This is a genomic window from Serratia sp. OLAL2 (assembly GCF_002752475.1).
Classification (GTDB): domain Bacteria; phylum Pseudomonadota; class Gammaproteobacteria; order Enterobacterales; family Enterobacteriaceae; genus Serratia; species Serratia bockelmannii.
In genome coordinates, this window is the sequence record NZ_MSTL01000021.1 from 92,544 (window position 1) to 116,272 (window position 23,729).

Sequence of the window (23,729 nt, forward strand, 5' to 3'; positions counted from 1 at the left end):
GTGAATCATGACTGATATTGTGCAGTTGCTAGGAAAGGAAGCGGAAGATCTGCTGCAACACCGCTGTACCACTATCCCCGCCGAGAATCTCTACCTGCCGGGCGACGACTTCGTCGACCGCGTAATGATCGATAACAACCGCCCCAACAGCGTGCTACGTTCGATGCAAACCCTGTTCAACCACGGCCGCCTGGCCGGCACCGGCTACCTGTCTATCCTGCCGGTCGATCAGGGCATAGAGCACTCCGCCGCCGCCTCGTTCGCCGCCAACCCGCTGTATTTCGATCCGAAGAACATCGTCGAGCTGGCGATTGAAGCCGGCTGTAACTGCGTCGCCTCCACCTACGGCGTGCTGGCGTCGGTATCGCGCCGCTACGCGCACAAGATCCCGTTCCTGGTCAAACTCAACCACAACGAAACGCTGAGCTACCCGACCCAGTACGACCAGACCCTGTACGCCAGCGTCGAGCAGGCGTTCAACATGGGCGCGGTGGCGGTCGGCGCCACCATTTACTTCGGCTCCGAGCAGTCGCGCCGCCAGATCGAAGAGATCTCGATCGCCTTCGAGCGCGCGCATGAGCTGGGCATGGTCACCGTGCTGTGGGCCTATCTGCGTAACCCGGCGTTCACCAAGGACGGCGTGGACTACCACTCCAGCGCCGATCTGACCGGGCAGGCTAACCACATCGCCGCCACCATCGGCGCCGACATCGTCAAACAGAAAATGGCGGAAAACAACGGCGGCTACCGTGCGGTGAAATTCGGCTATACCGACGATCGCGTCTACAACAAACTCACCACCGATCACCCTATCGATCTGGTGCGCTACCAGCTGGCCAACTGCTACATGGGCCGCGCTGGACTGATCAACTCCGGTGGCGCCGCCGGTGAGAACGACCTGCAGGAATCGGTGCGCACCGCGGTGATCAACAAACGCGCCGGCGGCATGGGCCTGATCCTGGGGCGTAAAGCCTTCAAGAAATCGATGAAAGACGGCGTGGCGCTGATCAACGCCGTGCAAGACGCCTACCTGGACAAGAAGGTCACCATCGCCTGATGTGACAGACCGCCTGTCCCAAAGCCCGGTTCGCCGGGCTTTTTTGTGCATCGAGGGAGGTCTTGACAAGGAAATAATGCAACCGAATGTATTTTATAAGCAAAAATAAGAATTAGTTTTTATTTACTATCCTTGGGCTTTTTTTATTCCAAATATGCGAAAGAGAACGACATAAATCATTAAAGATTGAAAGTTAACCTTATCAAATTTCAAATTTCCCACCTTTTCCAAAAACACAAAAAGTTAGCGCATTAATAATTATTATAGCTCATTGTTATTTATGGACTTTTGACTAAATTTACGCTAATTAACCCACACTTTTATGGTGGTGCTATCATGAAAGTCAATATTGTCATCATCTCCCTGCTCATCCTTTCGCTATCGTCTTGCGCGCTATTTAAATCTCCGGCCTCTAAGCATGAGTTGAAACCGGGAGAAACGTATTGGTTTGACTATGACTCAACAAGAAGCAGCGCCATTTATATTCCCGCAGACTCAAATATCAAGTACTGCGTGGCTCCCCCACCTGATGTCGCGCAGTCCGTTATTGCCGCGCTGAAAGCTGAAATGAGCACGGAACAAATTCAAAAAGTCAGTGGTGATGCAGGGTTCAGCACCGCCGTAGTCGATCTGGCTCGGCGCACCACCACGGTAAATTTTATCCGTGATACGTTGTATCGCGTCTGCGAAGCCAGACTACAAGGCCCGCTCACCGCTACGGAAAAAGAAATTTTCCTGGCCGCGATAGCCGCCGCCAAAGATATGGCAATCGCTGAAAAAGACAAACAAAAGCAAGAGCTGGCCCAAACGGCCGAAAGAAACGGTGCTTCCGTACAGACAATACAAAAGATTCTCGAACAGTAACAGAAACAAGCTAACAACGGCGATTTCCGTATATCACCCTACCCAAAGCCCGGTTCGCCGGGCTTTTTTGTGCCCGTTCCCCTAAACCCGACGCCGTCAACCTTCTCTTTCTTTCACCTTAAACTTTCAAAATAAAATATTTATCTTTCAAATTGTGATCTATTTAAAACAAATAGCCCACCAAAGTGACTACTGTAAGGCCCATGGCGACAGAGCCGCCGTTCGCTCCAGGCCATATCAGTCCATTACAGGAGAACATAATGATTGAGCTAATCACCCACGGCGCCGAGTGGTTTATCGGCCTGTTTCAGAAAGGCGGTGAAGTGTTTGTCGGCATGGTGACCGGCATTTTACCTTTGTTGATCAGCCTGTTGGTTATCATGAACGCGCTGATCAAATTTGTTGGCCAGGAACGTATCGAACGATTGGCGCAGCGCTGCGCGGGCAACCCCATTTCGCGTTATCTGCTGCTGCCGCTAATTGGCACCTTTGTCTTCTGCAACCCGATGACCCTCAGCCTGGGGCGCTTCATGCCGGAGAAATACAAGCCGAGCTACTACGCGGCGGCCTCCTACAGCTGCCACTCGATGAACGGCCTGTTTCCGCACATCAACCCCGGCGAACTGTTCGTTTACCTCGGTATCGCCAGCGGCCTGACCACCCTCGGCCTGCCGCTCGGCCCGCTGGCGGTGAGCTATTTCCTGGTGGGGCTGTTCACCAACTTCTTCCGCGGCTGGATCACCGATCTGACCACCAGCCTGTTCGAACGCAAGATGGGCATCCGTCTGGATCGCCAGGTGCAACTTTAATTCGTGGAGTGCAGCATGAGTGCTTATATCCGTATTGAAAAAGGCGCCAGCGGCTGGGGTGGCCCCCTGGAGCTGCCGATCGAACCCGGCAAGAAAGTGGTGTACATCACCGCCGGCACCCGGCCTTCGATCGTCGATCGCCTCAGCGAATTGACCGGCTGGCCGGCCGTCGACGGTTTCAAAGAGGGCGAGCCGCCGGCGGAAGAGATCGGCGTGGCGGTGATCGACTGCGGCGGCACCCTGCGCTGCGGCCTGTACCCGAAACGCCGCATTCCGACGGTCAACATCCACGCCACCGGCCAGTCCGGCCCGCTGGCGCAGTTTATCCTCGAAGACATCTATGTCTCCGGCGTGCGTGACCACAACATCAGCCGAATCGAAGCGGCAGATAGCCAACCCGCCGCCGCCGTTGCCGCGCCGCCCAAGGCGCGCGACTACGACACCAGCAAGAAAATCACCGAGCAAAGCGACGGGCTGTTGGCGAAGGTCGGCATGGGCATGGGATCGGTGGTGGCGGTGTTCTTCCAGGCCGGGCGCGACACCATCGACACCGTGCTGAAGACCATCCTGCCGTTTATGGCGTTCGTCTCGGCCTTGATCGGCATCATCATGGCCTCCGGCCTCGGGGACTTTATCGCTCACGGCCTGACGCCGCTGGCCAATAGCCCGATCGGCCTGGTAACGCTGGCGCTGATCTGCTCATTCCCGCTGCTGTCGCCGTTCCTCGGCCCCGGCGCGGTCATCGCCCAGGTGATCGGCGTGCTGGTCGGGGTGCAGATCGGCCTCGGCCATATTCCGCCGCAGCTGGCGCTGCCCGCACTGTTCGCCATCAACGCGCAGGCCGCCTGCGACTTCATTCCGGTCGGCCTGTCGCTGGCGGAAGCCAAGCAGGACACCGTGCGAGTCGGCGTGCCTTCAGTGCTGGTCGGCCGCTTCCTGACCGGCGCGCCGACGGTGTTGATCGCCTGGGCCGCCTCGGCCTTCATTTATCAATAAGTTGATCCCTAGGGAGACATTTATGCACACCATTTTTCATACCACCATCACACAGATCGGCGGTTGCGCCCGCGACGCGTTGCTGGACAACATGCTGATCACTTTCCGTGAAGGCGCGCCGGCGGATATCGAAGAGTTCTGCTTCATCCACCGCCACGGTGCGACCGCCGGCGAGCTGCAGGTCGGCGGCGTGATGGAGCTGGCGCAGCAGCGCTACGCCATCACCGCCGTCGGCAGCGTCGCCACGCAGAATCTGCGCGAACTGGGCCACATCACCGTGCGCTTCGACGGCGAAGCCGAAGCCGAATTCCCCGGATCGATCCACGTATCCGGCCCGACGCCGACCGATATCCCGTTGGGCAGCACGCTGTCATTTATCGCATAAGGAGTAGACCATGTCTGAAGTAGCTGTAGTGATTGGCGGCGGCCAAACGTTAGGCGCCTTTTTGTCCCACGGGCTGGCGCAGGCCGGTTATCGGGTGGCGGTGGCCGATCTGAACGCCGACAATGCCAATCGGGTGGCACAGCAGATCAACGAAGCGTTTGGCGCAGGCAGCGCCTGCGGTTTTCAGGCCGACGCCACCGACGAGCAGAGCGTGATCGCGTTGGCAGCGGCGGTTGACCGGGAATTTGGCCAAACCAACCTGCTGGTGTACAGCGCCGGCATCGCCAAGGCGGCGCCGATCACCGACTTCCCGCTGGGCGACTTCGACCGCTCGCTGCAGGTGAACCTGGTGGGCTATTTCCTCTGCGCCCGCGAGTTCTCGCGCCTGATGATCCGCGACGGCATCGCCGGGCGCATCATTCAGATCAACTCCAAGTCCGGCAAGGTCGGCAGCAAGCACAACTCCGGCTACAGCGCCGCCAAGTTCGGCGGCGTGGGGCTGACGCAGTCGCTGGCGCTCGATCTGGCGGAGTACGGCATCACCGTGCATTCGCTGATGCTCGGCAACCTGCTGAAGTCGCCGATGTTCCAGTCGCTGCTGCCGCAATACGCGCAAAAACTGGGCATCGCACCGGAGCAAGTGGAGCAGTACTACATCGACAAGGTGCCGCTGAAACGCGGCTGCGACTACCAGGACGTGCTGAACACCCTGCTGTTCTACGCCAGCGAGAAGGCCTCTTACTGCACCGGCCAGTCGATCAACATCACCGGCGGCCAGGTGATGTTCTGACGCCACCGACGCCCCCTTCTGCGGAAGGGGGCCTAAGGAGAACCCCATGACACAAGCTCTGATCGCCTTCGCATTGCTGGCCTGGCTGCTGCAAATCGCCTTCGGCTGGTGGCAACTGCAGCGCTTCAATCGCGCCTTCGACGGCCTGTGCCAACAGGGCGCCGTCGGCGTCGGCCGTTCCGGCGGCCGTTTTCGCCCGCGGGTGGTGCTGGCGCTGGCCTTCGACGCCGATAGGCGGGTGTGCGGCAGCCTGTTGCTGCGCGGCCTGACCGTTTTCGCCCGGCCCCGCCCGCTGCCTCATTTGCACGGTTTGCATCAGCGGGATTTGCACCCGGATGTGATCTTCCCCGAGGATCGCGCATGCCAGTCTGCACTATCGTTAGCGATTGAACCCAAATCGTGATATTTTCACATTAAAAGGCATTACCTTTCATAGTGAATTATTCAGCGAGGGGAAATGCCCCACTCTTGTGAACGGGAATCGCGATGAAACCAAAGCAGCGGCAGGCCGCTATCCTTGAATATCTGCAGCGGCATGGCAAAACGGCAGTGGACGCCCTGGCCGAGCATTTCTCCACCACCGGCACCACCATCCGCAAGGATCTCACCCTGCTGGAAGAAGAAGGCGAGGTGATCCGCACCTACGGCGGCGTGGTGCTCAGCCGCGACGACGGCGATCAGCCGATCGACCGCAAAACCCATATCAATACCGAGAAAAAGCGCCACATCGCCAGCGCCGCTGTGGCGCTGATCGCCGACGGGGACTCGCTGATCTTCGACGCCGGCAGCACGGTGCTGCAGATGGTGCCGCACCTGGCGCAGTTCAATAACATCACGGTGATGACCAATAGCCTGACCATCGTCAACGCGCTGGTGGAGCTGGACAACGATCAGACCATCCTGATGCCCGGCGGCACCTACCGCAAAAAATCGGCCTCGTTCCACGGCAGCCTGGCCGAATCGGCGTTCCAGCAGTTCAGCTTCGACAAGCTGTTTATCGGCGCGGACGGCGTCGATCTCAACGCCGGCGTCACCACCTTCAACGAAGTGCACAACGTCAGCAAAGCGATGTGCGAAGCCGCCGGCCGCATTATTCTGTTGGTAGACTCCTCGAAATTCGGCCGTAAGAGCCCGAACGTGGTGTGCGAACTCAGCGCCGTCGACACGCTGATCACCGACCGAGACATCAACCCCGATTACCTCGCCGCCCTGCAGGCGAAAGGCATCAATATCCTTCTGGTAGGAGACCCCGATGAGTAACGCCAACGCCCTGCTCGCCTTCGCCCGCGAAACGCTGGAGATCGAGCTGACCGAAGCGCAGCGCCTGCTGGCGCGCCTGGACGACAACTTCGTCTGCGCCTGCGAACTGCTGCTGAACTGCCGTGGCAAAGCGGTGATTTCCGGCATCGGCAAGTCCGGCCATATCGGCAAGAAGATCGCCGCGTCGCTGGCCAGCACCGGCACGCCGTCGTTCTTCGTGCACCCGGCCGAGGCGCTGCACGGCGATCTCGGCATGATCGGCGCCGACGACGTGGTGGTGTTCATCTCCTACTCCGGCCGCGCCAAAGAGCTGGACCTGATCCTGCCGCTGCTGGCGGAGAACGGTATTCCGGTGATCGCCGTTACCGGCGGCAAAGAGTCGCCGCTGGCGCAGGCCGCGGCCTGCGTGTTGGATATCGGCGTCGAGCGAGAAGCCTGCCCAATGGGGCTGGCGCCCACCTCCAGCGCGGTCAACACCCTGATGATGGGCGATGCCCTGGCGATGGCGCTGATGCGCCAGCGCGGTTTCAACGCGGAAGACTTCGCCCGCTCGCACCCGGGCGGCAGCCTGGGCGCGCGCCTGCTGAACCGCGTGCATCACCTGATGCGCACCGGCGATCGCCTGCCGCGCGTGAGCGAAAGCGCCAACGTGATGGAAGCGATGCTGGAACTGAGCCGCACCGGGCTCGGGTTGGTGGCGGTCTGCGACGCGCAGCAGTGGGTGGTGGGCGTATTTACCGACGGCGACCTGCGCCGCTGGCTGGTGAAGGGCAACAGCCTGCAGGATCCGCTCAGCCCGGCGATCACCCGCCCCGGCTATCGGCTGCCGGAGCAGTGGCGCGCCGGCGAGGCGCTGGAAGCGCTGCACGAACAGCACATCAGCGCGGCCCCGGTGGTCGATATGGACGGTGTGTTGGTGGGGGCGCTCAACCTGCACGATCTGCATCAGGCCGGCATCGGCTGATCAACGCCGGGGGCGCCATCACAGGCGCCCCCGGTCAGATCATTTCCAATCGGGATTGTTCTCGAACTGCTGCTTCAGCAGCGCTTTCATGTCGTCATTCGGCTTGCCTAGCCACTGGTACTTGGCGTATTTCTTCGGATGATCGACGGCTTCCGGCCGATCTTCCACCGCGACCCGCACGCCCCAGGCCTGAGATTTATCCGCGCTGAACGCCACGATCAAAAAGTTGTTGCCGCAGTCGTGCGGCTTGCACAGGTTGCCGACCAGATACTCTTTGCCCTTCCAGCTCAGGTTCTGCGCCGGCGTAGAGGTGCCGACGCCCTTGCGCGCCCAGCCCGGCATCCGCGCCTGGCCTTTCACCATGTTTTGCCAGCTGGCCTGATACCCCGGCTGCTGAATTAAATCCGACGTGGTGACGATCTGCTGGGCAAAGCTGCCCGCGCTGAAGCTGAGCAGTGCGCCGAAGAGGGCGCAACGCAGCGCCTGGTGTCCCGTCATAGTCCTTCTCCCTAGGTTAAATCAGGTTTCGCCCGTCAAACCGGGCCTGAACTAGTCAGACCACGGTTGCGGCAAAAAGTTGACTCACCACCAGGCGTGAAAATGATGCACCGGCCCGATGCCGTGCCCCACTTCCAGCGTGTCCGCCTGTTGCAGCGCTTGTTGCAGGTAGTCCTTGGCGGTGGCCACCGTGGCCGCCCAGTCAGCATGGCGCGGGCGCAGCGCCGCCAGCGCGGCCGAGAGCGTGCAACCGGTGCCGTGGGTGTGGCGGGTGGCGACGCGCGGCGCGGTAAAGCGCTGCTCGCCTTCTGCGGTAAACAGCCAGTCCGGGCTCTCACTTTCGCTCAGGTGGCCGCCCTTCATCAGCACCGCTCGGCAGCCCATCGCCAGCAACGCCCGTCCCTGCTCACGCATCTGCGCTTCATCTTCCGCCGGCGCGCACGCCAGCAGCGCCGCCGCTTCTGGCAGGTTCGGCGTAATGATCGACACCAGCGGCAACAGCTCGCGCCGAATAGACGCTACCGCCTCCGGCGCCAGCAACGGATCGCCGCTTTTCGCCAGCATCACGGTGTCCAGCACCACGAATTCCGGCCGGTAATGGCGCAGCCGTTCGGCCACCGCCTGCACGATGTCAGCGTTGGCCAGCATGCCGATCTTGACGCTGTCGATGCGCACGTCGCTTAATACCGAGTCCAGCTGCGCGGCGACGAACGCCGGATCGATGTAATACACCGACTGCACGCCGCGGGTATTCTGCGCCACCAGCGCGGTGATCACCGAGGTGCCGTAAGCGCCGAGCGCCGAGAAAGCCTTCAAATCGGCCTGAATGCCGGCGCCGCCGCTGGGATCGGTGCCGGCGATGGTCAGGGCGTTAATGCGTTTCATTACAGATCCTCCCCACGCAGCTGATACAGCGCGTCAAGGAACGCCGGCGTAAAGCTGCCCGGCCCGGCGGCCTGCCTGGCCGCGAGGCCACCGCAGTGAGACATCACTCGGCAGGCGGTCGCCACGTTATCCAGGCGATCGCCCGGCAGGGCGCAAAACGCCGCCGCCACCGCCGACAGCGCGCAGCCGGTGCCCACTACCCGCGTCATCAGCGGGGAACCGCCTTCGATCGCCCAGTCGCGCTGGCCGTCGGTGACGTAATCCACCGCGCCGGTGACCGCGACTACCGCGCCGCTGCGCTGCGCCAGCTCACGCGCGGCGGGCAATGCCGCCAGCGAATCGTCGCCACTGTCCACGCCGCGGCCGCTGGCCAGCAACCCGCTGAGCGCCATGATTTCCGAAGCGTTGCCGCGTATCGCCGCCGGTTTCTCGTCCAGCAGCTGTTTGGCGAAGGCGGTGCGGTAGGAGAGCGCACCGACCGCCACCGGATCCAGCGTCCAGGGCTTGCCGGCCCGATTGGCGGCGGCCACCGCCGCCCGCATCGATTCGGCACGCAGCGCGTTGAGGGTGCCGACGTTGATCAGCAGGCCGTCGGCCAGCGCGCTGAACTGCGCCGCCTCTTGCGGCTCCACCACCATCGCCGGGGAAGCGCCGAGCGCCAGCAACACGTTGGCGGTCAGCGATTGCACCACTTCGTTAGTCAGGCAGTGGATCAGCGGAGGGCGCTGTTGGAATTGGGTCAGACAGGCCGCGGCGCGCGCGCCGGGTAGTGCATCAGGTCGAGCGATCATATTCCTCCCAACCGGCGTTCAAGAAGGCGGCGCCGGCTGGGCGGCCGTGACTTCCCTACGCTGGCATTATCCAGATCAGGTAATACGGGTATTTCTCAGCCTTCACGTAGAAGGGCACCCCGAGTCATTTTTACTTTATCTTAAAAAATTACCACACATATTTAACCGTGTATACCATGCGTTAAAAAATCAATCAAAAAGCATAGATATATGATCATCTACATGATTTTTAAAACCTACTTGAATCATCTTTCTTGCATCAGAAGTATCTGATGCTGTGGCATATGTTCGGATCATTTTTTCTAAAAAATCTATTTTTGCTCTGATAGAAACAGACTCCTTCTTTGTATCCAAATACATAATATAAAAATGTTTTTGCTCAATAGATTTTATACTTTCAATTTTATCATAACTACTAACAACTTCATAATACCTCTCAACAATCCTAGGTGATTCTTGTATATCAAAATTATCTTTCCCGAAAAGCATGTCATAATAACTTCCAAATATTTGCTTTTTCTGGTTAGATGATTTTTCAGGATAACCAGCTAAAGCCAATAGCAATTGGCCAAATTTTATCATGCTTATTTTATGCTTGTAATTCTTATTTTCAGTAACACCGGTATCGCCTGTCTTTCTAGCATAAACAATATCATGCTCATTAAGATATTGCTCTATAGCTATCTGTTCAGAGCTTAATGATTTTAAGTCTGAAGGTGAGATAGTATTTTGGCTATTTGTATACTCAGCTATTTTATTAACTGTATCAGAAGAACCATCTGCAACAAACATTCTAACAAGAATTTCACTTTTACTAAGATGTTCAATTATATTAGACTTATCCATAACATTAAAATTATGGATTGAACGAACAGTCTGACCACCATTCAGTATTTGAAAATCTTGAATATCCACCTTTAATTTCTTATTAGCATTTATTTGCGAAGTTTTTATTGAACGTGCAACCATGGTAATGCCGTTATTGTACATAAAGAATCTTGTTGGCTCCTCCTTTAATGACTTACCGATATTCCCATTGTATTTTGAATTAACCACAAACCCTCTAACATTATCAAATAATGCACCAAAGTCTAAAGATGCATTACACAGCGGCTCAAGATCTTCTATATTATATTTTTCTCTAAGGGAGTGATCATTACATGTAATCCTTACGATTTCACTACACTTCAATCTTGCAATATAAGATATTGATGATGATAAACTATGCTCAGAATAAGACATCAATGCATCAGGATCTATAATAACAGTAGCATTAATGGCTGCTGGTCTAATTGATAGTATATTTGATATATAAGATAAACCTACTGGTAAAACTTCTAAATCATATGTATTTTTCAACTGCCTTAAAGAGTTATCATTTAAGTCAACCTCCACATCTTCATTTGATATGACATACAAGTTAAACTTCCAAATATCATTTCCATTTAGCTTTTCAATTACTTCCCTTGCGAATTTCTTTGGTTTCCCCTCGAGCCCATTAGTGTCTTCATTAAATATAACACCAACATATTTAGTTGACAAAATAGTTTCATTCAGGCTCTGCTTCCCCCCAGGCTTAAATGACTCTCTAAACTTAAAGTTAAATATATTTATAGCATTATTATCCTCATCGATATAGACGGCATCTATACCTAGATCATCATTGTTTTCCCCTGTCAAATGCTTATTAAAATCAGTATCTGTTATTAACTTCGCCAACTCCTCAAGATCTCTAACACCACATAGAGCCTCTAGCATGAACATATAAAAACCAAAGCGTTTTTTTTGCATCTCGCTACTAGGTTTTGTTTTGAAACTAACTGTTTTTTCTAGCAAATCATAATATTTTAGACATTTTAAATTTAACAACTTAAAATCATTAATGCTAGCCATAGAAACTCCATATTACGTAAATTTCGACAATAGTACTTAATGAGTTTAAATTACTCAAGATTTATTAACATAACTATATAATATAGAAGTATAAATTGAGAATAATATCACTATGCAGATAAGACCCTACCAAGAGACCGATCGCCCCTTCCTACGCACGCTGTACCTGGCGTCGCGCAAGGCGGCGTTCGGCTGGCGCGATACCTCAAACTATCAGTTGGAAGATTTCGACGGCGCGACGCTGGGCGAAGCGATTTGGGTGGCGGAAGACGGCGGCACGCTGCTGGGATTCGTCTCCGTCTACCGCGAAGACAACTTCATTCATAACCTGTATGTCGATCCCCATCAGCCGCCGCGCGGCGTCGGCAGTGCGCTACTGCAGGCAGCGCAAGCCACCTTCACCGCCACCGGCTCGCTGAAATGCCTGGTGAAGAATGAAAAGGCGCTGGCGTTCTACCGCAAACACGGTTGGCGCATCATCTCTACCGGTAACGACGGCGAAGAAGATTATTACCTGATGCATTCGCCGGCCCGCTAGCTCTTACCCGCCGCATCCGGCATGCCGCGCAGCGTCAGCCGCCAAAATAGCAGTGCGCTCAGGCTGACGCCCGCCCCCAGCCAGCAGACGCCGCTCCAGCCCGCCCAGGCGTACATATGGGTGCCGGCAAAGGCGCCCAGCCCGCTGCCGACGGCGTAAAACAGCATATAGCAGCCCACCAGCCGGCTGTGCGACTGCGGGTGTGCACTGAAGATCATGCTCTGGTTCAGCACGTGGATCGCCTGGCCCGCCAGATCCACCAGCACGATGCCCGCCACCAGCCAAACCAGGCCGCTGCCGAGCAAACCGAGCGGCAGCCAGGCCAGCGTCAACAGCAGCAGACACACGCCGCTGGCCGCCTGCCCCAACCCGCGATCCGCCAGATGCCCGGCGCGCACCGCCGCCAGCGCGCCCACCGCACCGACCAGGCCGAACGCCCCCACCGCAGCATGGGTGAAGCTGAACGGCGCCTGGCTCAGCGGCAACACCAGCGAACTCCAAAAGAGGCTGAAAGCGCCGAACATCAGCAGCGCCAACATGCCGCGAATTTGCAGCGTGCGGTCATGCAGCAACAGGCTCAACATCGAACGCAGCAGCGCGGGATAACTCAGCGTACTGGGAGCGGTGCGCGGCGCAGGCAGCAGGCGCAACAGGATCGGCAGCAATACCAGCGTCACCCCGGCGGAGAAGAAATACACCGTGCGCCAGCCGCCAACGTCCGCCAGCGCACCGGACAATGTGCGCGCCAACAGCAATCCCAGCACCACTCCTCCCTGCGCCGCACCAACCACCCGCCCGCGCTCCTGCGGCGCCGCCAGTGCCGCGGCAAAAGCGATCAGCCCCTGCGTCATGGCGGTGCCGAGTAGCCCCACCAGCAACATCCCTACCAGCAGCCCGGATGCGCTGTGCGCCCAGCCCACCAATAGCAGCGCGCCAATCAGCCCCAGTTGCTGCCCCGCCAGCAACCGATGCCGGTTCAACCGATCCCCCAGCGGCACCACCAACAGCAACGCAAGCGCGCAGCCCAACTGAGTCACGGAGATCACCATGCCGACCGCCGCCAGGCTGATGGAAAAATCATGGGCGATGGCGTCCAACAGCGGCTGCGCATAGTAAACGTTGGCCACGCTGAAGGCGCTGGCGGCGGCCAACAGCAGCACCAGGGATGCCGGCAGGCGCCCCAGCACCACACAGGGAGGATTCAGCAGTTTGTCGCTCATTGCACACCTCTATCTGGTTTCATTATTAAACCCAATGAACTTTAGGCGCAGAGGTTTTATAATGCAACCAGAATGTGCAGCTGGAGATAACCGCCGTGAAACGTAAAAGCCTGGAAGACGCGCCGTGCCCGGTGGCACGCACGCTGGATGTGATTGGCGACTGGTGGTCGCTGCTGATCGTGCGCGACGCCTTCGACGGCGTCACCCGCTTCAGCGAATTTCAAAAAGGGCTGGGGATGGCGAAGAACATCCTTGCCACCCGCCTGCGCGCGCTGGTGACGCACGGCGTGCTGGAGATCGTGCCCGCCGCAAACGGCAGCGCCTATCAGGAGTATGTGCTGACCGAGAAAGGCCGCGCGCTGTTTCCGGTGATCGTCGGCCTGCGCCAGTGGGGGGAAGATCATTTGTTCGCCGAGGGAGAAGCGCACTCAACGCTGGTGGAAAGCGACAGCGGCCGCCCCGTCCCGCGCTTGACGCCGATCGGCAGCGCCGGGCAAACGCTCACCCCGCTGAATACCCGGGTGGTGAAGGTGGAGGAACGGTGATGAGAGTTAGTGGCGGTGCCCGCAGCTCACCCGCTGAAAAACCTGGCGGATAAAGAGCCATTCCAGACACCCGGCCAGCAGATAAACCGCGCCAAAAACGAGCGCACCAAACCATTCCGTACCGTTAAAATGGAAAAACCCACTGGCGTCAATCAGCCAAGCGGTTTGATTCTGGTTTAGCCTGGGTACAGGAAAAAGCTTTATTGTCAGCACAGCCAGCCCAACAACAGCCAATGCGTTAGCGAGCAACAGGGCAAGTTTTTTCATAGCCTTTCATTCTACAACCTAACGCAGTCCAACAAACTAAACCTAAGAACATGCGTTAATGGTTAACCCTCAGGTTGCCCCGTTCGTCGGAGACAACCATGAATGCGGCGGTAATCAAATGCGAACCTTCGGGTGTCTGTATATCGTAGGCGACGGAATAACGCTTCCCTGGCCGAAAAGCATAGTCGAATACCGGCATGCACCTCCCCGGCTCAACGAAGAAAACGTCATTATCGATAGCTTTAATGAGCTTATCGCCTGATTCGCTATAAATCTGAACGAAGCGAATATTATCCCCTGCCTTCATAGAAGAAAGAATGCAGACATGGTTATCTTTGGCAGTGACGACGGCGGGGAAGCGCGGAGTCAGCTTATCGCCAGGCCCCGGACAGCCGACCAGGAGGCAGGCCGTGAATAGAACCAAATATTTTTTCATGCTCCCCTCATCCCTTAATAATTTTTTGATAAAGTGCATGAATGTCACGCAAACTATCGGTTCCCCTGTACTTGCCCACTCGTCCAGGACGTTGATAATAACGCCACGTTTCAATACCATAAACCAACAGCAGCCAGTAATCAGCAAAAATCGAAGCTTGTTGCTCCAGCGAGTAATCAGTAATTTTATTCTTATCAAGACGATAGTTGTACTCAGCCGCCCAACTAAACAACCCACGCATTCTTACCCATTGTCCATGCTGATGCTGCCATACATGCCCCAACTCATGGATGAAAAGATGTTTTTCTTCTATCAAAACCGTGTTATCAGAAAAATCGTCTTTATAGAGTTCCCTCCGTAACCATAACTCGCCATTAGGTGCCATGGCATAACTTCTGTTTTGTAAGCCAAACGGGAAATAGCTATCACAGTGTATCCATACACGACCATATATAATTGAGCTTCCATATATATGGCGAGCCAATTTAATTTCCCCCATGGTCATACGTCGTAACGTCCCTTCCTCGGCTAATGCGTTCATTTATCCCTCCTTGAATTTATCAATATCCTAATGCTTTTCTAAAATGAATCTATACATGAACGCTTAAATGGTTTAATTTGGCACAATCCATTTATAACCTGAATAATTTGCAGAAAAATCCTCATCGATTTTCTATAATTAATTAAACGAAAAAAACATATTGCAAATACCTTTGTAGTAGCCGCGGTCAGGATACCCTTATCCAGCCCCCCTGCATGATTCGCTTCGCAGCGTCATCCGGGTAATGTATAGTCCGCGTTTTACGGAGATCCCATGCTGACTAACTCATCCATTCGTCTGAACAAATACATTAGCGAGAGTGGCATCTGCTCACGCCGCGACGCCGATCGATACATCGAACAGGGCAACGTTTTCATCAACGGTAAACGCGCCACCGTTGGCGCTCAGGTATTTGCCGGCGATGTGGTGAAGGTTAACGGTCAGCTGATCGAACCGCGCAATGAAGAAGATCTGGTGCTGATCGCGCTGAACAAACCGGTCGGCATCGTCACCACCACCGAAGACGGCGAGCGCGACAACATCGCCGACTTCGTCAACCACAGCAAACGCATCTTCCCGATCGGCCGTTTGGACAAGGATTCACAGGGGCTGATCTTTCTGACCAACCACGGTGACCTGGTCAACAAGATCCTGCGCGCCGGCAACAATCATGAGAAAGAGTATCTGGTGACGGTCAACAAGCCGGTGACCGACGAGTTTATTCGCAGCATGGGCGCCGGCGTGCCGATGCTGGGCACCGTGACCAAAAAGTGCAAGGTGAAGAAAGAGGCGCCGTTCGTGTTCCGCATCACGCTGGTCCAGGGGCTGAACCGCCAGATCCGCCGCATGTGCGAACACTTCGGCTATGAGGTCACCAAGCTGGAACGCACGCGCATCATGAACGTCAGCCTGAAAGGGTTGCCGCTGGGCGAGTGGCGCGATCTGACCGATGACGAGCTGATTGAGCTGTTCAAGCTGATTGAAGGCTCTTCGTCCGAGGCTAAACCGACGAAGAAAGCCCCGGCCAAATCTGCCCCTGCGAAAAAACCGAACGCCGGCGGGCCGAAAGGCGCCGACAAAGCCGCTGCGCCAGCCGGCCGCAAGCGCTTTACCCAGCCAGGGCGCAAGAAAAAAGGGCGTTAACGCCCTTTCTCCCTCGCTCAGCCCGCCTTTGCGCGGGCTTTTTCATCATAAAAGTCAGCCACAGGCCGCCACTGCGTTCTCACCATAAAAAAGGCCCGCATCAAGCGGGCCTGCAAGTACCAGAGAAGTCTGGAGGAAAAAATCAGAACGACCAGCGCAGGTTGGCGTTGACCGAATTAACGCGAGTATCGGCGCCAAATTGCCCCTGATAGCCGACATCCAGCGTCGCGGCGTGCGACAGTTTCACGCTCACACCGATATCGCCCACCATCACGTTGTCATCCACGGCCTGGCCCTGCGTGACGAACGCGTCGCTGCCGGCAAACGCCATGCGCGATGAAGTGTTCTTATCGCCGTAGGCGTGCTGCCAGCCGAGCGAGCCGTAAAGGCTGACGTTCTTCGGCAGTTCGGTCACGCCGCGCACCCCGAGCGTAGAGTAGAAGGTGTTCATCGTTTCATTGCGCACGCTCAGCGCCGCCGCGCCACCCGACTCCTGGAAGCTGTCGGTATGCAGGCGGATGTAGCTCAGGTTGATGAACGGTTCGACGTTCATCTCCGGCTGGCCGAAACGGTAACCCGCTTCGGTGAACGCCAGCAGCGAGTTCGCGTCATAATCCGACTTCAGCCGATCCGAGAAGCCGCTGAAATCGACGTTGCGCTTGCCTTCAATCTTGTGCCAGGTGTAACCCAGCGCGCCGCGCAGCGAGAACGCATCCTGCTGCCCCGCCGCATACAGGCCGAGGTGGTAGTTGTCGGTATCGGCCTTGGAACGGCGGCTGTCGACGTCGTAGTCGCCGCGGCTGTAACCAAAGTAGCCGCCGATGCGCACGTTATGGTCCGCCAGCTTGCGATCCGCGCCCAACAGGAAGCCGGTGGTGTTGCCATCCAGCTTGCCCACGTTGCCGTTGCCGCTGTTTTTGCCCCAGGAACTGAAGGTTTGCCCCCAAACGCCGCTGTTTTGCGCCTGCGCCGGTTGCACCAGCGACATCGCCAACGGCGGTATCGGCAGGCTGTCATTGTCGAACAGGCGCAGCATGCGCTGGTTCAGCACGTTGAACAGCTGGGTGCTGCCGGCGATCAGGTTAGACTGCATCGACGGATAGACTTCACCGGACAGCTGATTGAACGCCTCGCGCGCTTCCGGCGCGCTCAGCAGCAGCAGCGAGTTATACAGCGCCAGCGAAGGGCCGCTCTGCGCCAGCGTCGAGAGCGCGCCAGCGGTATTCCACTGGTTGCCGCTCTCGGCCACCGTTTGGAAAATGCCCGGTTTGCCGCTGCCTGGATTCTCGCCCCCCGGATTTTCACCGCCTGGGTTTTCTCCGCCCGGATTCTCGCCCCCTGGGTTTTCCCCGCCCGGATTCTCGCCCCCTGGATTCTCACCGCCTGGGTTTTCCCCACCCGGGTTCTCGCCGCCAGGGTTTTCACCGCCCGTGTCTTTCTGCGCGATGGTCAGATCCACGGCGTTGGCGCTGTGGTTCAACGCCACATCGAGGAAGGCGGACTTGGAAACCGCCGACGCGAACTGGCCGTCAATGCCGCCGTCCGAGGTCAGAATGCGGTAGCTTTGGCCGGTTTTATAGCTGGTTTGCGGATCCAGCGCCGTAACCTGCACCTTGGCCTGATCGCTGATGGTGGTTTTGCCCGCCACCAGCAGTTGATCGCTGCGGCCGTCGCCGGCGATATCGACGTCATAGAAGGATTCGCCGATAAAGTTCAGGTAGCGTTTCAGCGTCAGCGTGCCGATATTGCCGTCGCCGGGCGAGATATGGCCGCCGGACAGGATCTCGGTCTGGCCCAGCGTGCCATTACCGCCCAGCGTGCCGCCGGCCTTGATCGACGCGGCGCTGCTGTAGCCCTGCCCGTTATTGACGTCGGAACCCGCCGTCGCATTGAGGATCAGCGTGCCGCCGTTTTCGGCGCTGAGGGTTTGGATCTCGAAAATGTCGTCTTCTTTCTGGGTATTGATGTCGCTGGCGATGATGAGCTTACCGCCGCGCGCGGTGACGTTTGCCTGCAGGCCAGTGAGATCGCCGTTCAGCGTCGTGTGCCCGGCGGTGTTGATCACCTCGCCTTCGCCGCTCATCTTGTTGCTGAAAACGTAATTGCCGTCGGTATGGTTAAAGTACACATAGCTGCGGAACAATCCGCCCCGCAGGGCGATCGCCGTCTGGGCATCGATAGTGCCTGCAGCGCCCGCCGCGCCGAGCGTCGGCTCGGTCAACCCGGTGCCGGTATCCATGTTGCCGCGGCTGCCGATAATCAGCGCGCCGCGGTTAGAACCGGAACCGGTCTTGCCCAGCACCACTTCGTTGCCGCCGGCGGAGAATGTCCCGCCGTCCATGACCGCCAACACGCCATTGCCGTAATCGCCGACGTTGACGCTGCTGCCGCTGGTAAACCGTGAGCCGCTGCCGGCGATCGTCAGCTCGGCGGTTTTACGCGCGCCGGAGACGCCCGCCACCTGAATATTACCGACGTTGACCGCGCCGCCGTTCAGCACGTCCAGATCGCCGTAAAGCGTGAGCGCACGGCCGACGTTCCATTGGGAATTAGCCCCCGTGACCGTGGCTTTCGGGCTCAGCATATCGCTCTCGCCCGGCCCGCTGCCATTGCCGATGCTTGCGTCAAAGGCGGTATTCAGCACCGCGCCGTCTTCAATCGCCAGCGTGGATCGTGCCCCTAAATCGGTGCCGACGCTGAGAAAATTGCTGGTGACGCGAGAACCGGCGCCGGTGGCGATAAGGTGGCTGTCATAGCCACGGGTGGTGCCGACCACGATCTCTTTCGCGCTGGCCAGCGCACCGTCTTCAACCCGCAAGGTGCCCCGCCCCAGATTCAGGCCGCCACGCAGCACGAACTGATCGTTCACCGCGTTCAGCTCGGCGTTCGGCCCGCGGACCGTGACTACGCTCTCATGAATTTGGCCGTTGAACATCCGGCCAATATTGATGTTATAGGCGCTGATCTTGCCATTCTCGATCAGCAGATTGCCGCTTTGATTGCGGCCGACGTAAACGTCCCCGGTGTAGGCCAATGATTCGGTAATTTTTGAGTCGCCGTCAAAAATGGCATCGTCTGCGCGAGCGATATCGGCGGGCGCCAGCATCAACAGCGGCGCAGAAAATAGAGCGAGGTAAAGTTTGGAAAGCGGTGTACTAACCGCTAAAGGGTGCGATGTCTTGTCATTCACGGGCTATCTCCGTACTCGTTAGCGTGATGTCGCGAAATTTATTGTTATAGGAAAACTCAATACACTAGAGGAGGTGTGAGGCGTTATTTCGCGCACGCCGGTTTAGTGATCGTCGAAGCAAAAGCTTATTGCCCCCCGGCGCTGACGCTCCGACGATGGAAAACCAGGAAGCGGCAATACCGCCCCCGAAGCGAATTATTTATGCGTGACCACCGGCGTACAGGTCGGCGCGCTCAGCGACGGCGACGAACCTAAAATTCCCGGCATCATCAGCGACGAGCAATCAAAAATACGGCCTTTTTCCGTGGTGGCGCGATAAGAAAGTTTTTGGCCGCCCAGCGCATCTGGCTGTGCGCCATTGACATTGGTCACGGTAATTTCGTCCGATGAGCCCAGGCCCAGCATTTTGGCGGTTTCCGCCTGCAGTAATGGAATGGCCTGATCGGTTTTCAGGGTGGAACAACCGGCTATCATCATCGTAACGGTTAAAGCGATAAGTGGTTTCTTCATAAATTATCCTTTATAACCAATCAGTTAAAATTACCGATTGGCTTTATGTTTTCTCTTATCCAAATCCTCGAATAATATATTTCCCTTTCCTAAACGAAAAAACCCTCCTAAAGTAGGGAGGGTTGATAATAATTCATCAGACCTATCTGATATTTGAAGGCGAAAGGAGAATCCTTTGGGGCAGGATTATGCGTTGGTCGTTGATGACCATCCATTGGTAGCAAGCGGCATCGCCAATTTTCTCAGCACGCATTGCCGATTCAAACAGGCGCATGTGGTGACCAATGAAGAGAATTGCTACCGCCATATTAGGGAAAATGGCCCACCGCGTTTACTGGTGATTGATTTTTGGCTCTCTTCCGGTACGGCGTTGAAATTACTCAAAGAAGTAAAACAACGTTATCCGCAGGTGCGGATTTTGGTGGTCAGCGGCGACGAGAATAACGATATCTGGCAGAAAGTGCACAATGCCGGCGGGCATGGGTTCGTGTTAAAAAATGAACCGCCAGAATTATTCGCCAGGGCGGTTTTTGCGCTGAATAACAATCAGGAATGGTTCCCGGAAGGCAATGAAGCCGCCATTAAAAACAACCATGACCATTTAAATAAATTCAATTTAACGCCGAGGCAATTAGACGTATTAACTATGATGCTGCGCGGCCTGCCAAATAAAAGAATTGCGACGCAACTGTCTATTTCAGAACCCACCGTCAAAGAGCATATCAGCAATATATTGAAAAAGATCGGCGTCAACAGCCGGGTGGAAGCTATCACGCTGTTGCACGGCAAACGGGATCCGTCGTCATGAGGTTTTTCCAGCATTTACAAAATGATGGCATCTCCCCACGCGCACAGATCCGCCTGCTGGACAACACCTTCATGCGGCTGGTGTTCAGCTTCACCGCCGTGCCCTTCGTCGGCATTCCGTTCGCCATCTGGATTTATTTGCTGGGTGATGAACTCGGCCCAACCATTACCTGGATCATCGTTTACCTGCTATGCGCCGTGGCGATCCGAATAGGACATCGTCGCTATCTGCATGAGGCCAAAGAAAATGATGAAGACACCGTGCTGCGCCGCTGGCTGCCGCGCATTAATAAGGTGGCGTTTATTCACGGGTTGGGGATCTCATCACTCTATTTAATTACCCCACAGACCCATAACTTTGACTTTTTTCTGCTGCTCAATATCAGCATCGCTGCGATCGTCGCCGCCAATGCAACGCACCTGACGCCCGTCATCAGCACCTTTACCCGCTTTTTCTTCGCCTCCTGGGGGCTGCTGAACCTCGGCATCATCTGGCGGCTGGAAGACGTGATGTTCATCGTACTGATGCTGAACTTGCTGTACGGCTTCGCCATTTACCGCCACGCATTAACCTCGCATGCGTTCTTTATCCAGCAGGCGCTGCTCGAAGAACAAAGCTCGCGCCTGGCGGAGCAGTTCCGCCAGGCTAAAGAAGAGGCGGAACAGGCGCTGTTGGACAAGAACCAGTTCCTGACCACCGCCAGCCACGATCTGCGCCAGCCGGTGCACGCCATGGGTTTTCTGATCGAAGCCATCATCCACAAAAACCGGGACGACAGCCTGACGCCGCAGCTGCTGGATCTGCAACAAAGCGTGCGTTCGGTGCATTTGATGTTCAATTCACTGCTCGATCTCAGCAAGATCGAATCCGGCAACGTGCGCACCGCCGCCACCCATGTGGATATCGGCGCCCTGCTCGACTCGGTGGTCACCCTGTTCCGCGAAGAGGCCAACAGCCGCGCCCTGGCGCTGCGCACCTGGCGGCCTAGACGGCGTATCAGCGTGATGGGCGATCCGCTGCTGGTGCGGCAATCGCTGATCAACCTGATCCAAAACGCCCTGCGCTATACGCAACAGGGCGGCGTGTTGATCGCCATCCGCCCACGCGGCCCCGAGTGCCTGGTGGAAGTGTGGGACACCGGCGTGGGCATCGCCGACGAAGAGAAAAGCAAAATCTTCTCCCCTTACTACCGCCCTGAACTGGCGTGGAAAATCGACAGCGCCGGCCACGGGCTGGGGCTGGCGGTGGTGGCGCGCTGCGCCAAACTGATGAAAGTGAAGTACGGCATGCACTCCGTCGAAGGCAAAGGTTCGCGCTTCTGGATGCGCTTCACGCAATACAGCGGCGAAGACAAAGCGCCGGACACCGCGGCCGCCTACGACAACACCGCCACGCCTATCCGCTATGCGCCGCTGCGCGGCGCCTGCCTGGTGGTGGACGACGATCCCTTGGTGACCTCCGCCTGGGAGAGCCTGATGAGCACCTGGGGCATCACCGTGCGCTGCGCGGCTTCCGCCGAGGAGGCCTTCGCCATTGTCGAGGACGGTTTTACGCCGTTCGCCGTGCTGTGCGACCAGCGCCTGCGCTCCGGCGAGAGCGGTTTCGACATCCTGAAAGCGCTGTTCGAGCGCCTGCCGGACGTGAGCGGCGCGATGGTCAGCGGCGAGTTCAACTCACAGATATTGCAAGAGGCCGAGCAGGAAGGCTATCTGGTGCTGCGCAAGCCGCTGGAGCCGGCCAAGCTGCATGCGCTGCTGACGCAGTGGGGGGCGGGCTAGCGCGAGGCGGTGCCTTAGCGGGCAAGATGCCGCAGCAGGCCTTCAAGGTTGCGCTCCCCCTCCGGGGTTTGCGCACCGGCTTTCAGCCCACCGCGGATCAACCGCTCCGCGGCCGGGCGTGCGAACAATCCCGCCCAGGCGTCGTGCTCGCGATAAAAACCGGCCTGCAGATCCGGTGCAGGCATCGCCTGTTTGGCCGCCGCAATCACCCCCGCAGGCAATGCCGCGATATTGCGCGCTAACCGCTCGACGAAATCATCCAGCTCGGCGGCAGGCAAGGCGCGGTTAATCCAGCCGTAGCGTTCTGCGGTAGCGGCATCGATGAGATCGGCGCCCAGGATCACTTCCAGAGCGCGGCCGCGCGTCATTCGGCTCGTCAGATACTGCGTCGCACCGCCGCCGGGCGTAATGCCCATCAAGGCCTCGCACTGGGCCAGCCCCGCCGCTTCCCGTGCCGCGAAAGCCATATCGGCCGCCGCCACAAACTCGGCGCCACCGCCGCGCGCCAGCCCGGCCAGCTTAACGAGAGTGACCTGCGGCTGGCTACGCAGCAGCTCGCCAAACGCCTGGAACGGATTTAGCCCCTCCGGCGCGTTGCTCGCCAGTTCGTCGAAAGCGTGCGGCTCATCGATCAAGGTCATGTCGACGTGAGCAATAAAGAACGCTGGGTTCGCGCTCTGGAACACCAACACCCGCGTATCCGGATCGTCACGCACCGCGAGCAATAAACGGCTGATTTCCGACATCAGCGCCACATCGAGTACGTTTACCGGTGGGTTATCGATAGCGATCGTCATCACGCCGTGCGTATGAGACAGCCTAAGTTTGCTGAAATCTGTATCTGTCATCTCAATGTCCTTTTACCTGGGGTACAAGTGCGGGTTTTTCGCGCCGTGTGTCGAATGGTATACTTTGCATACCTGGCGTCAATTACGCACCTTAAGCATCCCAGGGATGCAGGAGGATACCGATGGATACGACCGACCTTGTTTACCGCGCCGACTGCCCAAGCCGCATCGTGCTCGATCAGATTGCCGATAAATGGTCCATGATGGTGCTGGAAGTGCTGCGCGAGCCGCAGCGCTTCAACGCCATCAAGCGCCGTTTGGATGGCGTCACGCAACGCGTGCTGACCCAGACGCTACGCAAGCTGGAACGCAACGGCATGGTGCATCGCAAAGTGTTGGACGGGCGGGTGCTTGGCGTCGAGTATTCGCTGACGCCGCTCGGCAAATCCCTGCAGGGGCCGTTCTCGGTACTGTTCGACTGGACGCTGGGGAATATTGAGGCGATTCAGGAGTGCCAACGCAAGTATGATGAGCAGGACGAGTGATGCGATCCCCCATAGATAGGTTCAGAGAGATCGAGCATGGCCGCGTTCTTTTTAACGTAACCGATGGTCTCTACTTTCTTCATGCCCCCAGGCGCTATCAATCATCCCAAGGTCTGAACATAGGCCATATTTAGACCACAAACGATGTTCGGCTTTACTTATGGCTGGCATCAGGCAGAAAATGTTTGGTCATATAAAGAAAAACCCTCTGTAAAAACAGAGGGTTTC

General features: G+C 57.1%; 26 protein-coding genes and 1 riboswitch. Of the genes, 15 read left to right on the forward strand and 11 right to left on the reverse strand.

What is annotated here, in order from left to right:
- Positions 1-7 precede the first annotated feature (7 nt).
- The 9 genes from fbaB to gutQ all read left to right on the forward strand — a co-directional run bounded on the left by fbaB (position 8) and on the right by gutQ (position 7,125).
- Positions 8-1,057: a class I fructose-bisphosphate aldolase gene (gene fbaB / locus BVU99_RS23675; RefSeq protein WP_025303873.1), complete on the forward strand. Its 1,050-nt coding sequence runs from the start codon at positions 8-10 to the stop codon at positions 1,055-1,057.
- A gap of 336 nt (positions 1,058-1,393) precedes the next feature.
- Positions 1,394-1,921: a hypothetical protein gene (locus BVU99_RS23680; protein WP_025303874.1), complete on the forward strand. Its 528-nt coding sequence runs from the start codon at positions 1,394-1,396 to the stop codon at positions 1,919-1,921.
- 260 nt (positions 1,922-2,181) lie between these two features.
- Entirely contained in the window at positions 2,182-2,730 is a 549-nt protein-coding gene (locus tag BVU99_RS23685; protein ID WP_099816845.1) for a PTS glucitol/sorbitol transporter subunit IIC, read from the forward strand.
- 15 nt (positions 2,731-2,745) lie between these two features.
- A complete protein-coding gene (locus BVU99_RS23690; protein ID WP_025303875.1) occupies positions 2,746-3,726 on the forward strand; it encodes a PTS glucitol/sorbitol transporter subunit IIB in 981 nt (326 codons plus the stop codon).
- A 22-nt stretch (positions 3,727-3,748) separates the two neighbouring features.
- Positions 3,749-4,111, forward strand: a complete 363-nt coding sequence (gene srlB / locus BVU99_RS23695; protein ID WP_004941520.1) for a PTS glucitol/sorbitol transporter subunit IIA — start codon at positions 3,749-3,751, stop codon at positions 4,109-4,111.
- Positions 4,112-4,121: 10 nt separating this feature from the next.
- Positions 4,122-4,901, forward strand: coding sequence for a sorbitol-6-phosphate dehydrogenase (gene srlD / locus BVU99_RS23700; RefSeq protein WP_025303876.1), 780 nt, complete (start codon positions 4,122-4,124; stop codon positions 4,899-4,901).
- A gap of 46 nt (positions 4,902-4,947) precedes the next feature.
- Positions 4,948-5,304: a transcriptional regulator GutM gene (gene gutM, locus BVU99_RS23705; protein WP_099816847.1), complete on the forward strand. Its 357-nt coding sequence runs from the start codon at positions 4,948-4,950 to the stop codon at positions 5,302-5,304.
- Between the two features lie 83 nt (positions 5,305-5,387).
- Positions 5,388-6,161, forward strand: a complete 774-nt coding sequence (locus BVU99_RS23710; protein ID WP_033635559.1) for a DNA-binding transcriptional repressor — start codon at positions 5,388-5,390, stop codon at positions 6,159-6,161.
- On the forward strand, positions 6,154-7,125 hold the full coding sequence (gene gutQ, locus BVU99_RS23715; protein ID WP_099816848.1) for an arabinose-5-phosphate isomerase GutQ: 972 nt from the start codon (positions 6,154-6,156) through the stop codon (positions 7,123-7,125). Before BVU99_RS23710 ends, gutQ begins: the two co-directional genes overlap by 8 nt.
- Positions 7,126-7,164: 39 nt before the next feature.
- Here the strand turns inward: gutQ and BVU99_RS23720 are convergent, their stop codons facing one another.
- From BVU99_RS23720 to BVU99_RS23735, 4 genes are all read right to left on the reverse strand, one after another.
- Positions 7,165-7,623, reverse strand: a complete 459-nt coding sequence (locus tag BVU99_RS23720; protein ID WP_060434395.1) for an inhibitor of vertebrate lysozyme family protein — start codon at positions 7,621-7,623, stop codon at positions 7,165-7,167.
- Positions 7,624-7,707: 84 nt separating this feature from the next.
- Positions 7,708-8,508, reverse strand: coding sequence for a bifunctional hydroxymethylpyrimidine kinase/phosphomethylpyrimidine kinase (thiD, locus tag BVU99_RS23725; RefSeq protein ID WP_099816849.1), 801 nt, complete (start codon positions 8,506-8,508; stop codon positions 7,708-7,710).
- Entirely contained in the window at positions 8,508-9,299 is a 792-nt protein-coding gene (gene thiM / locus BVU99_RS23730; protein WP_099816850.1) for a hydroxyethylthiazole kinase, read from the reverse strand. The genes thiD and thiM overlap by 1 nt, the downstream gene beginning before the upstream one ends.
- A 35-nt stretch (positions 9,300-9,334) precedes the next feature.
- Positions 9,335-9,431, reverse strand: a riboswitch (TPP riboswitch).
- A gap of 57 nt (positions 9,432-9,488) precedes the next feature.
- A complete protein-coding gene (locus tag BVU99_RS23735; RefSeq protein ID WP_099816851.1) occupies positions 9,489-11,192 on the reverse strand; it encodes an AIPR family protein in 1,704 nt (567 codons plus the stop codon).
- A 112-nt stretch (positions 11,193-11,304) separates the two neighbouring features.
- Here BVU99_RS23735 and BVU99_RS23740 point away from each other — a divergent pair, with 112 nt between their 5' ends.
- The gene (locus BVU99_RS23740) at positions 11,305-11,730 is read left to right on the forward strand and encodes a GNAT family N-acetyltransferase (protein ID WP_099816852.1); all 426 of its coding nucleotides are present in this window, start codon (positions 11,305-11,307) and stop codon (positions 11,728-11,730) included.
- Here the strand turns inward: BVU99_RS23740 and BVU99_RS23745 are convergent.
- On the reverse strand, positions 11,727-12,950 hold the full coding sequence (locus tag BVU99_RS23745; protein WP_099817765.1) for an MFS transporter: 1,224 nt from the start codon (positions 12,948-12,950) through the stop codon (positions 11,727-11,729). The two genes, BVU99_RS23740 and BVU99_RS23745, sit on opposite strands and share 4 nt — an antisense overlap.
- Positions 12,951-13,045: 95 nt before the next feature.
- On the opposite strand from BVU99_RS23745, the gene BVU99_RS23750 reads away from it, so the two are divergent.
- Positions 13,046-13,495 (forward strand): helix-turn-helix domain-containing protein, encoded by a 450-nt coding sequence (locus tag BVU99_RS23750; RefSeq protein WP_041038082.1) that lies wholly within the window; start codon positions 13,046-13,048, stop codon positions 13,493-13,495.
- A 6-nt stretch (positions 13,496-13,501) separates the two neighbouring features.
- Here BVU99_RS23750 and BVU99_RS23755 read toward each other — a convergent pair whose 3' ends face one another.
- Genes BVU99_RS23755 through BVU99_RS23765 form a run of 3 tightly spaced genes read right to left on the reverse strand, consistent with a single transcriptional unit; the run spans position 13,502 to position 14,739 of the window.
- On the reverse strand, positions 13,502-13,762 hold the full coding sequence (locus BVU99_RS23755) for a DUF1158 family protein (protein WP_060434382.1): 261 nt from the start codon (positions 13,760-13,762) through the stop codon (positions 13,502-13,504).
- 55 nt (positions 13,763-13,817) lie between these two features.
- A complete protein-coding gene (locus BVU99_RS23760) occupies positions 13,818-14,198 on the reverse strand; it encodes a putative T6SS immunity periplasmic lipoprotein (protein WP_033648952.1) in 381 nt (126 codons plus the stop codon).
- Between the two features lie 7 nt (positions 14,199-14,205).
- Positions 14,206-14,739, reverse strand: a complete 534-nt coding sequence (locus BVU99_RS23765; RefSeq protein ID WP_072022355.1) for a type IV secretion protein Rhs — start codon at positions 14,737-14,739, stop codon at positions 14,206-14,208.
- Between the two features lie 273 nt (positions 14,740-15,012).
- Between BVU99_RS23765 and rluF the strand changes: the two genes are divergently transcribed.
- A complete protein-coding gene (rluF, locus tag BVU99_RS23770; protein WP_099816854.1) occupies positions 15,013-15,882 on the forward strand; it encodes a 23S rRNA pseudouridine(2604) synthase RluF in 870 nt (289 codons plus the stop codon).
- Between the two features lie 142 nt (positions 15,883-16,024).
- Here the strand turns inward: rluF and BVU99_RS23775 are convergent, their stop codons facing one another.
- Complete coding sequence (locus BVU99_RS23775; RefSeq protein WP_099816855.1) at positions 16,025-19,072, reverse strand: autotransporter outer membrane beta-barrel domain-containing protein; 3,048 nt, start codon at positions 19,070-19,072, stop codon at positions 16,025-16,027.
- A gap of 195 nt (positions 19,073-19,267) precedes the next feature.
- Positions 19,268-19,582, reverse strand: coding sequence for a hypothetical protein (locus BVU99_RS23780; RefSeq protein ID WP_025303891.1), 315 nt, complete (start codon positions 19,580-19,582; stop codon positions 19,268-19,270).
- A gap of 175 nt (positions 19,583-19,757) precedes the next feature.
- Here BVU99_RS23780 and BVU99_RS23785 point away from each other — a divergent pair, with 175 nt between their 5' ends.
- Positions 19,758-20,390, forward strand: a complete 633-nt coding sequence (locus BVU99_RS23785) for a response regulator transcription factor (protein WP_049204885.1) — start codon at positions 19,758-19,760, stop codon at positions 20,388-20,390.
- Entirely contained in the window at positions 20,387-22,168 is a 1,782-nt protein-coding gene (locus tag BVU99_RS23790) for a hybrid sensor histidine kinase/response regulator (protein ID WP_025303893.1), read from the forward strand. Before BVU99_RS23785 ends, BVU99_RS23790 begins: the two co-directional genes overlap by 4 nt.
- A gap of 14 nt (positions 22,169-22,182) precedes the next feature.
- Here BVU99_RS23790 and BVU99_RS23795 read toward each other — a convergent pair whose 3' ends face one another.
- Positions 22,183-23,016, reverse strand: coding sequence for an enoyl-CoA hydratase/isomerase family protein (locus tag BVU99_RS23795; protein ID WP_099816856.1), 834 nt, complete (start codon positions 23,014-23,016; stop codon positions 22,183-22,185).
- Positions 23,017-23,138: 122 nt separating this feature from the next.
- On the opposite strand from BVU99_RS23795, the gene BVU99_RS23800 reads away from it, so the two are divergent.
- Positions 23,139-23,501 carry a helix-turn-helix domain-containing protein gene (locus BVU99_RS23800; protein WP_089196169.1) on the forward strand — a complete coding sequence of 121 codons (363 nt, stop codon included), beginning with the start codon at positions 23,139-23,141 and terminating at the stop codon, positions 23,499-23,501.
- Positions 23,502-23,729 lie beyond the last annotated feature (228 nt).

Bases quoted from the DNA above. Each gene is read 5' to 3' on its own strand.
- rluF (WP_099816854.1), top strand. From the start codon at position 15,013: ATGCTGACTAACTCATCCATTCGTCTGAACAAATACATTAGCGAGAGT.
- BVU99_RS23755 (WP_060434382.1), bottom strand. From the start codon at position 13,762: ATGAAAAAACTTGCCCTGTTGCTCGCTAACGCATTGGCTGTTGTTGGG.
- BVU99_RS23710 (WP_033635559.1), top strand. From the start codon at position 5,388: ATGAAACCAAAGCAGCGGCAGGCCGCTATCCTTGAATATCTGCAGCGG.
- BVU99_RS23745 (WP_099817765.1), bottom strand. From the start codon at position 12,950: ATGAGCGACAAACTGCTGAATCCTCCCTGTGTGGTGCTGGGGCGCCTG.
- BVU99_RS23790 (WP_025303893.1), top strand. From the start codon at position 20,387: ATGAGGTTTTTCCAGCATTTACAAAATGATGGCATCTCCCCACGCGCA.
- BVU99_RS23685 (WP_099816845.1), top strand. From the start codon at position 2,182: ATGATTGAGCTAATCACCCACGGCGCCGAGTGGTTTATCGGCCTGTTT.
- srlD (WP_025303876.1), top strand. From the start codon at position 4,122: ATGTCTGAAGTAGCTGTAGTGATTGGCGGCGGCCAAACGTTAGGCGCC.
- gutM (WP_099816847.1), top strand. From the start codon at position 4,948: ATGACACAAGCTCTGATCGCCTTCGCATTGCTGGCCTGGCTGCTGCAA.
- BVU99_RS23740 (WP_099816852.1), top strand. From the start codon at position 11,305: ATGCAGATAAGACCCTACCAAGAGACCGATCGCCCCTTCCTACGCACG.
- gutQ (WP_099816848.1), top strand. From the start codon at position 6,154: ATGAGTAACGCCAACGCCCTGCTCGCCTTCGCCCGCGAAACGCTGGAG.
- BVU99_RS23680 (WP_025303874.1), top strand. From the start codon at position 1,394: ATGAAAGTCAATATTGTCATCATCTCCCTGCTCATCCTTTCGCTATCG.
- fbaB (WP_025303873.1), top strand. From the start codon at position 8: ATGACTGATATTGTGCAGTTGCTAGGAAAGGAAGCGGAAGATCTGCTG.
- BVU99_RS23795 (WP_099816856.1), bottom strand. From the start codon at position 23,016: ATGACAGATACAGATTTCAGCAAACTTAGGCTGTCTCATACGCACGGC.
- BVU99_RS23760 (WP_033648952.1), bottom strand. From the start codon at position 14,198: ATGAAAAAATATTTGGTTCTATTCACGGCCTGCCTCCTGGTCGGCTGT.
- BVU99_RS23720 (WP_060434395.1), bottom strand. From the start codon at position 7,623: ATGACGGGACACCAGGCGCTGCGTTGCGCCCTCTTCGGCGCACTGCTC.
- thiD (WP_099816849.1), bottom strand. From the start codon at position 8,508: ATGAAACGCATTAACGCCCTGACCATCGCCGGCACCGATCCCAGCGGC.
- BVU99_RS23800 (WP_089196169.1), top strand. From the start codon at position 23,139: ATGGATACGACCGACCTTGTTTACCGCGCCGACTGCCCAAGCCGCATC.
- BVU99_RS23690 (WP_025303875.1), top strand. From the start codon at position 2,746: ATGAGTGCTTATATCCGTATTGAAAAAGGCGCCAGCGGCTGGGGTGGC.
- BVU99_RS23780 (WP_025303891.1), bottom strand. From the start codon at position 19,582: ATGAAGAAACCACTTATCGCTTTAACCGTTACGATGATGATAGCCGGT.
- BVU99_RS23765 (WP_072022355.1), bottom strand. From the start codon at position 14,739: ATGAACGCATTAGCCGAGGAAGGGACGTTACGACGTATGACCATGGGG.
- BVU99_RS23735 (WP_099816851.1), bottom strand. From the start codon at position 11,192: ATGGCTAGCATTAATGATTTTAAGTTGTTAAATTTAAAATGTCTAAAA.
- thiM (WP_099816850.1), bottom strand. From the start codon at position 9,299: ATGATCGCTCGACCTGATGCACTACCCGGCGCGCGCGCCGCGGCCTGT.
- srlB (WP_004941520.1), top strand. From the start codon at position 3,749: ATGCACACCATTTTTCATACCACCATCACACAGATCGGCGGTTGCGCC.